This window comes from Flavobacterium sp., assembly GCF_017985075.1.
Taxonomy (GTDB): domain Bacteria; phylum Bacteroidota; class Bacteroidia; order Flavobacteriales; family Flavobacteriaceae; genus Flavobacterium.
In genome coordinates this window covers 1-11351 of record NZ_JAGNYF010000044.1, presented here as the reverse complement: position 1 = coordinate 11351, position 11351 = coordinate 1, and the positions used below count along the sequence as shown (strand labels likewise).

Genomic DNA, 11351 nt, shown 5'->3' with positions numbered 1-11351 from the left:
TTTTTAATCGTAATTTCTTCGAAAACAGCAATTTTCTTTCCGTTTTCAAGGAGTTTCGCTTCAATAGTAATCTCATTTTGGGAGAAGGATTGCAGCGCAAATAAAATAAACAATACGATTTTAATTTTTGTCATCTTTTTCTTTAAAGAAGTCAATATTAATAAAAAAAAGGAAATAATCATAAGAAAACACGTTAATTATGACTAATTTTGTATAACTTTTCAAATGAAAATAAAATGAAAATAAAATTATTTTTATTACTTCTGATTTCCAATATTACTTTTTCTCAAGTCGTAATTAATGAAATAGACCCTGATACCCCTTCTACAGATCAAAAAGAATTTATTGAATTAAAATCCGCTACAGCTAATTTTTCATTAAATGGGTATGTATTGGTTTTTTTTAATGCTTCAAGTACAAGCCCTTATGCTGGAACTTTAAGTTACAACGCTATTGATTTAGATGGTTATACTACTGATGTAAATGGGAATTTTTTAGTCGGCAATGTTTTGCTTACACCAACACCTGCCTTGTCTATGTTAGATGCTACGCTTCAAAACGGACCTGATGCTATTGCATTGTATCAAGCAAATGATATCGATTTTCCTTTAAATACACCTGCAACAGCCACGGGTTTGGTTCACGCCATTGCTTATTCAAATACGGCTTCTACACAACCAACCGCGTTAATGACTATTTTAAATGTAACGGTTTGTGTAAACGAAAACGCCACTTCAAATGCGGCCAATCATTCAATTCAAAGAAAAGTTGATGGTACGTATGAAGTAAAAGCACCCACACCAGGTATGAATAATGACGGTTCAGGAATTGTTTTAAATTATATGACATCCACTTTTAATGCGAATACGTATACTGAAGGACAAACCGTTACAATTACATTTACTACAGATACGCCAGTAACCGCAACTACTACTTTTTCCATTTCTTTAAATAATGGAAATTTCAATTCAGCAGATTATACTTTTGATACTACTAATTCAGTAACCATACCTTCAGGTGCAACTTCAGTTACAAAAACAATTTCTTTAATTGATGATACTTTGGAAGAAGGCGATGAAGAATTTGTCCTTTTTATTTCGGGTTTACCCGTAAATGTAGTTTCGAGTAATAATTCGATTGTAAGGCGAGTGGCAGATACGGATTTCCAAGTCTTAAATTTCGGAACACCTTTAGCGCCTACTTACAACACGGTTTCAAGTACCGCTCCAGCAGGTTATTATGCATCTTTAGAAGGATTGTCTGGTGCGGCATTAAAACAAGCCGTGCAAAATATAATTGCGAATCCGTCTGTGGTACGATTACATAGTTATGCAGATATTTGGGAAATTTTAAAAACTTCGGATCAAAATCCTATGAATAGTGGGCAAATATGGGAAATTTACTTGGAACAACCGATGTCTAAAATAGACCAACAACAAAGTTCCAGTATTGTAGGTAAATGGAATAGAGAACATATTTTTTGCCAATCGAGGGGTGGTTTTGAAGTGGCAAATAATGATTCGGCAGATGGAATTGGAGTTTGGACTTCCACGAGTGCTGCTGCAACTGTAGACGGTGTTTCTGATGCACATCATATAAGAGCGGTAAACGGACAAGAAAATTCCTCAAGAAATAATAAAAACTATGGAACTGTTAATTCAACTACAGTATATGCCGGGGCTACAGGTACTCAAGGTTCTTGGCGAGGTGATGTGGCAAGAGCCTGTTTTTATATGGCGGTTCGATTTAACGGTTTAAATGTTGTAAATGGTGATCCAAGCGAAAACAATGGCGCAAATCCTTCAGGAAATATTGGCGATTTAGCTACCTTATTAAGTTGGAACCTTTCGGATCCGAGGGACGATTTTGAAATGAATAGAAACAATTATATTCAAACTTGGCAATACAATAGAAATCCATTTATCGATTATCCGTTATTGGCGAATTATATTTTTGGTTCGCAATATGGTCAACCTTGGTTTTCGGCTTTGGCAAATGAAAGTTTTGAAACAACAGATGTAAAAGTATATCCAAATCCTGCTATAGAACATGTTTTTGTTTCAGGTATTACGAATCTTTCTAAAGTAGAAATTTATACTATTTCGGGGACAAAAGTTTTTGAAAAAACAGTTCATGAAGACCAAATAATTCCTATTTCTTTTCAAGCAGGAATGTATTTTGTTAAAATTAACACAAATGATGAACAAATCATAAAAAAAATAATCGTGAAATAACGTAAAATTGTTTCATTATCAATATTTTTGTAAAAAATAACAACTCAATATAATTTATACAATGAAAGTAACAATAGTAGGTGCAGGAAATGTAGGTGCATCATGTGCTGACGTGATTTCTTACAGAGGAATTGCAAGTGAAGTAGTTTTATTAGACATTAAAGAAGGATTTGCTGAAGGAAAAGCAATGGACATCATGCAATGTGCTACAACTACAGGATTTAACACGCAAGTATCAGGAGTAACAAATGATTATTCTAAAACAGCTGATTCAGATGTAGTAGTAATTACTTCTGGAATTCCAAGAAAACCAGGGATGACTCGTGAAGAGTTAATTGGTATCAACGCTGGAATTGTAAAATCTGTAGCAGAAAACATTTTAAAATTTTCACCTGATACCATTATCGTAGTTGTTTCTAATCCTATGGATACGATGACGTATTTAACGTTAAAAGCTACAGGATTACCAAAAAACAGAATTATTGGAATGGGTGGAGCTTTAGATAGCTCACGTTTCAAATATTATTTATCAAAAGCATTAAACAAACCAGCAAACGATGTTCAAGGTATGGTTATTGGTGGTCATGGTGATACTACTATGATTCCATTAACACGTTTGGCTTCTTATAATGGTGCGCCAGTGTCTAACTATTTATCTCAAGAGGCATTGGATAAAGTAGCGGCTGACACTATGGTAGGTGGTGCTACGTTAACAGGTTTATTAGGTACTTCAGCTTGGTATGCTCCAGGAGCTTCTGTGGCATATTTAGTAGATTCGATCTTAAATAACCAAAATAAAATGATTGCTTGTTCTGTTTTATTAGAAGGTGAATACGGACAATCAGATATTTGTTTAGGTGTACCATGTATTATTGGTAAAAACGGAGTACAAGAAATTGTTGACGTAAAATTAAACGATGCCGAAAAAGCAACTTTTGCAAAATCTGCAGAAGCAGTTAGAGCTATGAATGGCGACTTAAAAGCGGTTTTATCATAAACCCTTTTTAACTATATATAATAAAGCCTGTAGGGATTTCTTACAGGCTTTTTTTTGTTTGAATAGGTAAGCAGATTTAGCGGATTTTCTTTGCGTTCTTTGTAGAACGTAATTTTTGTGTATCTCTGAGAAAATTTTGCGAATCTCTGTGAAATTTGTATCTTTAACTTATGAAACAGAAAATTCAAATAGCCATTCCAGAACCTTGCCATAAAGGTTGGCAAAATATGACACCTGTGGAAAAAGGTCGGTTTTGTGCGTCTTGTCAGAAAACAGTTTTAGATTTTACACATTTATCTGATAATGAAATTATCAAATTGGTCTCTAAGAAAGATAATTTATGTGGAAGAATTAATGTTTCTCAACTCAATAGAAATTTAATCAAAACAAAAATAAAATCTAATTATTTTGGCTATTTTGCGACTTCCGTTTTAGCTTTTTTAGGGTTGGGAGCTGAAAGTGTAATTGCGCAAGAAAAACCTGTTGTAGAACAAACGGATTTGAAATATTTAGATGTAGTTAAAATTAGTAAGAAGAAAATTACTGTAACTGGTGTGGTTACAAATGATGGTAGCGAACCATTATCTGGGGCTAAAGTTATTATAAAAGGTACAAAAAAATGCATTTACGCAGATAAAAATGGTAAATATACTATAGAAGTTAAACCAGGAAAAATTCTTATTTTTTCTTTTTTAGGATTATTAGATAAAGAAGTAATAGTTAGGAATTCTAAAATAATTAATGTGGTACTTCATCAGGGAGAATTGTTAATTGGTCAAGTTATAATAAATTAACTTATTTAATTTTCAAATTTCTTTTCTCTTTATAATACACCTTTGTAGCAATATATAGCGTTTTGTCTAATTCCGCGAAAATGGTACCGTTTTTATCGGTAATATGAAGTGTTTTCGTATAATCCATTTCGTTTTCAGTTTGTACTTTTTTTACGATTTCATTAATTTCTGCAGTAGAAAATTCAAACGTAGCAAAGGCGTGTTCATACGCTGGGCGTTTGAATTTAATATCCGTTTTTTTATCCCAAACCACGTAGTCTTTTCCTAAAATTTGCATTAACTGAATCATATAAATTGGATCAGTTGCAGCAAACAAACTGCCACCAAATATGGAACCTACATAATTTCTATTTTTGTACGATAAAGGAATTTTGATTTTCACCACATGTAAATCTTCAGAAGCGAATATAATTTTTCCACAACTTCTTTTATACATCGGCGAAAGGTTAAAACCAACTTTAAAAAGTGTCGCCTTTTTAAAATACCGATTTAAAAAAGTAAAAAGCGTTTCGTACATATTAAACCGTTAGTTTTTTAACAATTTCTGCAATGGGTAAAATTGCGTGCGTGTCTTCAATACTTGGTCCGGCAACCCAAACTGTTTTGTAGGTTACTTCAGTTGCTGCTTTTTCGGTTGCTTTCATTCCGATGTAAAAACGAATCATTTTTACCCACTTTTTCAAGCTTTTGTTTTTATTTAAAACTTGTTCTAACCAAGTGGTTTTTGTGCCTACTTTTTGAACATAAGGCGTATTAATTACCGAACAAGGAGTGCCCGAAATACGTTCGGTCATTATAATGTCTTTTGCGCCATAATCTACACAAGCTTGTTTGTATTCTTGTGAAACGTCAGCTTCTGTAGAGGCAATAAACGGACTTCCAACAGAAACGCCAATGGCACCATAAGCCAGCATTTTGTCTATATCAGATTTTTTACTTACACCACCAGCGGAAATAACGGGTAGGGAAGTGCCTTCGTTTAATTGTTTGATTAATACTTCAGGTGAAAGATTTCCTCTGTGTCCGCCAGCTTCATTATTTACAGCTACTAATGCATCTGCACCTAAAAGTTCCACTTTTTTAGCGAAGCTTAAATCAGTAACATCACAAAATACTTTGATACCCACTAAGTGCGCTTGATTAATTGTTTCTTCTGGTGAACCTAATGAAGTTAATATAAAATCGACTTTTTCTTCACATAAAACTCGTAATTGCTCTTTGTATTTAAGGTTCGATTTATTTACGATTAAATTAAAACCAAAACTGCCGCCATCCACTTTTGCATTTCTCAATTCAATGATGGCGCTTCGTAGTTCTTCTAATGTTCTATAATTTAAGGCAGGAATACAACCTGCTACACCGCTTTTCATACCTTCAATAACCATTTTAGTATTGGACACCAAAAACATAGGCGCCATGATAATAGGGTATTTTATATTTAAAATTTCGGTTAATTGAGGTTTAGACATAATTGCAAAGTTTATTCAAATATACTAAAAAATAATAGGCGTGCATATAAAAAGTATGTAGGTGAAATCTTTTATCTATTTTCTTTTATCTTAAATCTAAAGTTAAATTTATTTCTTCGGATCGTAACGTCGAGTAACTTCGTTAAACTTATATTTATTTATTTGATTTTTTGTAGATAAATGTACTTCAAAATCTTTCGTTAAAGTAAATTCAAACCCTTCTCTTCTTGTTTTATCAACGGTTTGAGATGCCGTTTTGTTTTTATCTAAAAATTCAATTTCTTTAATTTGACTCACGGTTTGAATATTGCCTAGTATCTTTATTTTGGTGGTAGCTAATTCCCAAATTTCATTTGAAGTAATTAAAGCATTTTCTTTTTTTAATTTCGTTTCTGTCAATATATTTTCAGTATAACTAAAGTGATATAATTTTACATTACCAATAGTAAACGATTTGATTTTAAAATTTGTAGGTTGTTGTGCTTTGTCTTTTGCAGTTATTTCTTTAAGGATAATGGTTTCCTTTTTTCCAGCATTGTCAAGTATTATCGCTAATTTCTGTTTGCCGCCCTCGGTAATAATTTCGGCTTTTAAATTTTCAAAAGTAGCCAAAGCGGTGGAAGTTGTTTTTACAGTTGTTTTAGGTTTTTGAGCCAAACTAACTGTAGTTATAAGAAGCATTAAGGTAAGTAGTATGTTTTTCATGTTGAAAATTTTAAGAATTTGGTGTTACCAAAGTACAAAATAATTTTCATAAAAAAAACCGGCAAGAAATTTTCTTGGCGGTTTTAATTTATATTTTAAAAAGAATTAGTCTTTTTGAGATTGAACGGCTAAGTTATAAATCACTAAACCAAATCCAATTTTGTTGATAGCATCAGCAATGTTATATGCAATATCAATATTTCCTGAAGGAATTACTGAATTGTACCATCCAGTTGTTCCCATCATGTATCCTAATGGATAAATTGACCAACCTACTAATACAAACCAACATAAGATTTTGTGAGCAGCTAATACGTTTCCGCCAGCAGCTTTAGCTAATTTAGAAGCAGATCCTAACCATATTTCGTAAACAATTACAAAATAAGCTAATCCTGAAATACCACCCCATAAAGCAGCTGAATCTTTGTAAACCGTTTCACCTAAGTACCCAGTTACTAACATAACTACAGATAAACCGATCATTTTCCATAATAAATCCGTTTTTGCACCTGCAACTTTTAAGATTAGGAAAAACTCTAAACACATTAACGGCACTGTTAAAATCCAGTCAACGTATCTAAAAAATGTTGGAGATTGTCCAACTTCAGCCCAATATTCTTTCATGTAGAAATAGTGAACTGCAGCAATAAATGTTATTAATCCAGAAACCAGAACAGATGTACGCCATTTTTTATCAAATTGATTTAATGATAAAAAGAAAAAAACAGAAGCTGCCATCATTGCCATACATCCCACAAAGAAAGTAAAGCCTACGTAATCATTTGGTAACATTTCTTTCATTAATAATAAATTTTTCATAATTTTTTGTTTTTAATTAATAATAAATGTTAATTTGTTTAATCAAAGTTAATTAGAATTAAACAAACAAACAAACTTTTGTTTAATTTTTTTTTAAAAAAAATAAACAAAATATGAAAAATTACTACAAAACCGCCATTATACTTAGCTTTTTCGGATTGTGGTTGACTTCATTTTTTTCTATTGAAAATCAGATATTTACGGGTTTTTCTTTAATTTTGACCTTTGGAATCTTACATGGGGGTAACGATATTATGATTGCAAAGAACATATTATTGCAAAAAAGAGACTTTTCTTTTATACAAATTCTAAGTTTTTATATTGGCATAATTAGTATTTGTTCCTTTTTATTCTATTTGGTTCCTTCTTTAATATTGTTTTTGTTTATTTTAGTTAGTGGTTATCATTTTGGCGAACAACAATTACGATTTTTAAATAAGGATAAAAACAAAATAATAATTGAAGGAATTCAATTGCTTCATGGGTTGTTAATTCTGTTTTTCTTATTTGAATTTCACAGTAAACAAGTTCGAGATATTATTTTTGATATTACTTCAATTAATATTACACCTAATAGTATTACATATAGTTTGTATAGTATATTGATAGTATTTAGTTTAGGATATTTTTATTTGTTAGTGAAAAATAAAAACTTAATTAAGATACTTTTTAAAGAGTTGTTCTTTTTGTTGGTATTTGTAATTATATTTAAAGTGTCCTCACTAATTTGGGGTTTTACAATTTATTTTATTCTTTGGCATAGTTTACCTTCTATATTTGATCAAATTACGTTTTTGTATGGAGACTATTCAAAATTAAATTTTATAAAGTACATTAAAGCAGCAGCCTTGTATTGGTTTGCTTCCTTAATAGGCTTGGCTGTTTTTTATTTTTTTCTTAACGACATTAAACATTTCAATGCCTTGTTTTTTGTTTTTTTAGCAGCAATTACATTTCCGCATGTATTGGTAATTTTATTCATGCAACTTAAAATAAAAAAAACCGAGTAATTTCTTACTCGGTTTTTTGCTATTTAAATTTAAGGTTTACTCGTAAATCTTACTTCGTAACTCGTAAATTATTTTACTTCTTCAAATTCTACATCTTGTGTAGTATCACCTGAAGCTTGTGGTTCTGCTTGTGCAGCTCCTTGAGCATCTCCAGTGTTGTACATTTCAGCAGATGCGTTTGTCCAAGCTGTATTGATTTTCTCTAAAGCAGGCGTAATTGCAGCAACATCTTTTGCTTCGTAAGCCATTTTTAATTCAATTAAAGCTAAGTTAATGGCTGTTTTGTTATCTTCTGATAATTTTTCACCAAATTCACCTAATTGTTTTTCCGTTTGGAAAATCATAGAATCTGCTTCATTTACTTTATCAGCTGTTTCTTTTGCAATTTTGTCTGATTCAGCATTTAATTCTGCATCTTTTTTCATTCTTTCGATTTCTTCAGCTGTTAAACCAGAAGACGCTTCGATACGAATATCGTGAGATTTTCCAGTTCCTTTATCAGTTGCAGAAACTTTAATGATACCATTAGCATCAATATCAAAAGTTACTTCAATTTGAGGAATACCTCTTGCTGCTGGTGGAATACCATCTAAATGGAAACGACCAATAGTTTTGTTATCAGCTGCCATTGTTCTTTCACCTTGAATAACGTGAATTTCAACACTTGGTTGGTTGTCTGCAGCCGTTGAGAAAACTTGAGATTTTTTTGTTGGGATAGTAGTGTTAGACTCAATTAATTTCGTCATTACATTACCCATAGTTTCGATACCTAATGATAAAGGCGTAACGTCTAATAACAATACATCTTTTACATCACCAGTTAAAACCCCACCTTGAATCGCTGCACCAATAGCAACAACTTCATCAGGATTTACTCCTTTTGATGGTTTTTTACCGAAGAATTTCTCCACTTGTTCTTGGATAACTGGGATACGAGTAGAACCTCCAACTAAGATAACTTCATCAATATCAGAAACTGATAAACCTGCATCTTTTAAAGCTTTAACTACTGGTTCCATTGAACGTTTGATTAAAGAATCAGCCAATTGTTCAAATTTAGCACGAGTTAATGTTTGTACTAAGTGTTTTGGTCCTGAAGCCGTAGCCGTAACGTATGGTAAGTTAATTTCTGTTTGAGCAGAAGCAGATAATTCAATCTTAGCTTTTTCAGCAGCTTCTTTTAAACGTTGTAACGCTGTTGGGTCTTTTCTTAAATCTAAACCTTCAGCAGCATTAAAGTCGTTTGCTAACCAGTCAATAATTACTTGGTCAAAATCGTCTCCACCTAAGTGTGTATCTCCATTAGTAGATAATACTTCAAAAACACCATCTCCTAATTCTAAGATAGAGATATCAAAAGTACCACCACCTAAATCGAATACAGCAATTTTTTGATCTGTACCTTGTTTGTCTAATCCGTAAGCTAATGCCGCAGCAGTTGGCTCATTGATAATTCTCATTACTTTTAAACCTGCAATTTCACCAGCTTCTTTAGTCGCTTGACGTTGTGCATCGTTAAAATATGCAGGAACAGTAATTACTGCTTCTGAAACTGAATGACCTAAATAGTCTTCAGCAGTTTTTTTCATTTTTTGCAAAGTCATTGCAGATAATTCTTGTGGCGTATATAAACGTCCATCAATATCAACACGTGGTGTATCGTTATCACCTTTAACTACTTTGTAAGCAACAGTAGAAGCCTCTTTAGAACTTTCCGAGAACTTGTTACCCATAAATCTTTTAATAGATGCAATAGTTTTAGTTGGGTTAGTTACCGCTTGTCTTTTAGCAGCATCTCCAATTTTAATTTCTCCACCTTCTACAAATGCAATTACAGATGGTGTTGTTCTTTTTCCTTCTGCATTAGCAATTACAACTGGTTCTCCACCTTCCATTACAGAAACACAAGAATTGGTTGTACCTAAATCGATTCCAATAATCTTACTCATTTTATTTAATTTTAAATTTTATTCGGTTTATTTTTTAAACTCTTTTTTGGATAAGTCAAGTTTTGTGCCAATAATTATATAGGTATAAAATTGGCAGTATTTCTTTTGTATGGCAAAAATATCTGACATTGTGTCATTTCATTTTTTGCTAACGTGTTGGTAATCTGTCAGAATTCAGCTGTATTTCCTAAATTAAGTAAATCAAAATTCTCTAATCCACATTCAAAGTTGTATCTTTGCCCTTCAAAATACAAATATGACATTTCAAGATTTACATTTACATAGAAATATACTTCAGGTTTTAGAAGAAGAAAAATATATTACGCCAACGCCTATACAACAACAAGCTATACCTATTATATTAGAAGAGCACGATTTAGTGGGTTGTGCCCAAACAGGAACAGGTAAAACCGGCGCATTCGCTATTCCAATTTTAAATTATTTACATCCAATCGTAGGTTCAAAAACGAAACGTAAAGTAATTAGAACCTTAGTTTTAGCTCCTACACGTGAGTTGGCACACCAAATACAAGATAGTTTTGCTACCTACGGAAAATATATGAATACCAAATCGATGGTGATTTATGGTGGTGTAAGTCAGGTACCACAAGTGCAACAACTAAAAGACGGTGTGGACATCTTAATTGCTACTCCTGGTCGTTTTTTAGATTTAAATAAGCAAGGGTTTTTAGATATGGATAACCTACATCATTTGGTGATTGATGAAGCGGATCAAATGTTAGATATGGGTTTTATTAATGATGTTAAGAAAATCATTAAGTTAATTCCCGAAAACCGTCAAACATTATTGTTTTCTGCAACTATGCCAGTGGCGATTAGAGAATTGGCAGATCAATTTTTAAAGAAACCAAAATATGTTTCGGTAGCACCAATTTCTAGCACAGCAGAAAGAGTGAACCAAAAAGTATACATGGTTCAAAAAGAAGACAAGAGAAAATTATTGATTCATTTAATTGAAGAAGAAAATATAAATAATGTGTTGGTTTTTGTACGAACGAAACACAGCGCAGACAATGTGGTAAAAGCATTAAAAGTGAAAAATATTTCTGCTGAAGCGATTCACGGAAATAAATCTCAAAACAACAGAATAAAAACGTTAGATGGATTTAAGAGTCAAGAAATCTCCGTTTTGGTGGCTACAGATATTGCCGCTCGTGGTATTGATATCGATTTGTTACCTTATGTCATTAATTTCGATTTGCCAAACATCCCAGAAACTTACGTACACCGAATTGGTAGAACGGGTAGAGCAGGTAATGAAGGTTTAGCGATTTCTTTTTGTGGAAAAGACGAATTGCCGTACTGGAAAGACATTGAAAAACTAACCCGTCAGCAAATTAAAGTAGTGAAAGA

The 11351-nt window shown here is 32.3% G+C and carries 10 protein-coding genes; 5 read left to right on the top strand and 5 right to left on the bottom strand.

The annotated features are described in order from the left end of the window. Window positions 1-236 precede the first annotated feature (236 nt). The 3 genes from KA468_RS08405 to KA468_RS08395 all read left to right on the top strand — a co-directional run bounded on the left by KA468_RS08405 (window position 237) and on the right by KA468_RS08395 (window position 4025). Window positions 237-2234: an endonuclease gene (locus KA468_RS08405; RefSeq protein ID WP_291242500.1), complete on the top strand. Its 1998-nt coding sequence runs from the start codon at window positions 237-239 to the stop codon at window positions 2232-2234. A gap of 61 nt (window positions 2235-2295) precedes the next feature. After that, window positions 2296-3231: a malate dehydrogenase gene (locus tag KA468_RS08400; RefSeq protein WP_291242499.1), complete on the top strand. Its 936-nt coding sequence runs from the start codon at window positions 2296-2298 to the stop codon at window positions 3229-3231. A gap of 170 nt (window positions 3232-3401) precedes the next feature. After that, window positions 3402-4025 (top strand): carboxypeptidase-like regulatory domain-containing protein, encoded by a 624-nt coding sequence (locus KA468_RS08395; protein ID WP_291242498.1) that lies wholly within the window; start codon window positions 3402-3404, stop codon window positions 4023-4025. Between the two features lies 1 nt (window position 4026). Here KA468_RS08395 and KA468_RS08390 read toward each other — a convergent pair whose 3' ends face one another. The 4 genes from KA468_RS08390 to KA468_RS08375 all read right to left on the bottom strand — a co-directional run bounded on the left by KA468_RS08390 (window position 4027) and on the right by KA468_RS08375 (window position 7018). Further along, window positions 4027-4542: a DUF4442 domain-containing protein gene (locus KA468_RS08390; RefSeq protein WP_291242497.1), complete on the bottom strand. Its 516-nt coding sequence runs from the start codon at window positions 4540-4542 to the stop codon at window positions 4027-4029. 1 nt (window position 4543) lies between these two features. Beyond that, the gene (locus KA468_RS08385; protein ID WP_291242496.1) at window positions 4544-5494 is read right to left on the bottom strand and encodes a nitronate monooxygenase; all 951 of its coding nucleotides are present in this window, start codon (window positions 5492-5494) and stop codon (window positions 4544-4546) included. A 108-nt stretch (window positions 5495-5602) separates the two neighbouring features. Beyond that, window positions 5603-6199, bottom strand: coding sequence for a hypothetical protein (locus KA468_RS08380; protein WP_291242495.1), 597 nt, complete (start codon window positions 6197-6199; stop codon window positions 5603-5605). 105 nt (window positions 6200-6304) lie between these two features. Beyond that, window positions 6305-7018, bottom strand: coding sequence for a bacteriorhodopsin-like (locus tag KA468_RS08375; protein WP_291242494.1), 714 nt, complete (start codon window positions 7016-7018; stop codon window positions 6305-6307). Between the two features lie 113 nt (window positions 7019-7131). Here KA468_RS08375 and KA468_RS08370 point away from each other — a divergent pair, with 113 nt between their 5' ends. Further along, on the top strand, window positions 7132-8028 hold the full coding sequence (locus KA468_RS08370; RefSeq protein WP_291242493.1) for a Brp/Blh family beta-carotene 15,15'-dioxygenase: 897 nt from the start codon (window positions 7132-7134) through the stop codon (window positions 8026-8028). Between the two features lie 68 nt (window positions 8029-8096). On the opposite strand, the gene dnaK is transcribed toward KA468_RS08370, so the two are convergent. Continuing rightward, window positions 8097-9977, bottom strand: coding sequence for a molecular chaperone DnaK (dnaK, locus tag KA468_RS08365; protein WP_291242492.1), 1881 nt, complete (start codon window positions 9975-9977; stop codon window positions 8097-8099). A gap of 256 nt (window positions 9978-10233) precedes the next feature. Here dnaK and KA468_RS08360 point away from each other — a divergent pair. Continuing rightward, window positions 10234-11351, top strand: a 1118-nt coding sequence (locus KA468_RS08360; RefSeq protein WP_291242491.1) for a DEAD/DEAH box helicase, incomplete at its 3' end; no start/stop codon positions are given.

What these genes read in the sequence shown, in the direction of transcription:
- KA468_RS08405 (WP_291242500.1), top strand. Translation starts at nt 237, where the DNA reads ATGAAAATAAAATTATTTTTATTACTTCTGATTTCCAATATTACTTTT.
- KA468_RS08400 (WP_291242499.1), top strand. Translation starts at nt 2,296, where the DNA reads ATGAAAGTAACAATAGTAGGTGCAGGAAATGTAGGTGCATCATGTGCT.
- dnaK (WP_291242492.1), bottom strand. Translation starts at nt 9,977, where the DNA reads ATGAGTAAGATTATTGGAATCGATTTAGGTACAACCAATTCTTGTGTT.
- KA468_RS08390 (WP_291242497.1), bottom strand. Translation starts at nt 4,542, where the DNA reads ATGTACGAAACGCTTTTTACTTTTTTAAATCGGTATTTTAAAAAGGCG.
- KA468_RS08395 (WP_291242498.1), top strand. Translation starts at nt 3,402, where the DNA reads ATGAAACAGAAAATTCAAATAGCCATTCCAGAACCTTGCCATAAAGGT.
- KA468_RS08370 (WP_291242493.1), top strand. Translation starts at nt 7,132, where the DNA reads ATGAAAAATTACTACAAAACCGCCATTATACTTAGCTTTTTCGGATTG.
- KA468_RS08375 (WP_291242494.1), bottom strand. Translation starts at nt 7,018, where the DNA reads ATGAAAAATTTATTATTAATGAAAGAAATGTTACCAAATGATTACGTA.
- KA468_RS08385 (WP_291242496.1), bottom strand. Translation starts at nt 5,494, where the DNA reads ATGTCTAAACCTCAATTAACCGAAATTTTAAATATAAAATACCCTATT.
- KA468_RS08380 (WP_291242495.1), bottom strand. Translation starts at nt 6,199, where the DNA reads ATGAAAAACATACTACTTACCTTAATGCTTCTTATAACTACAGTTAGT.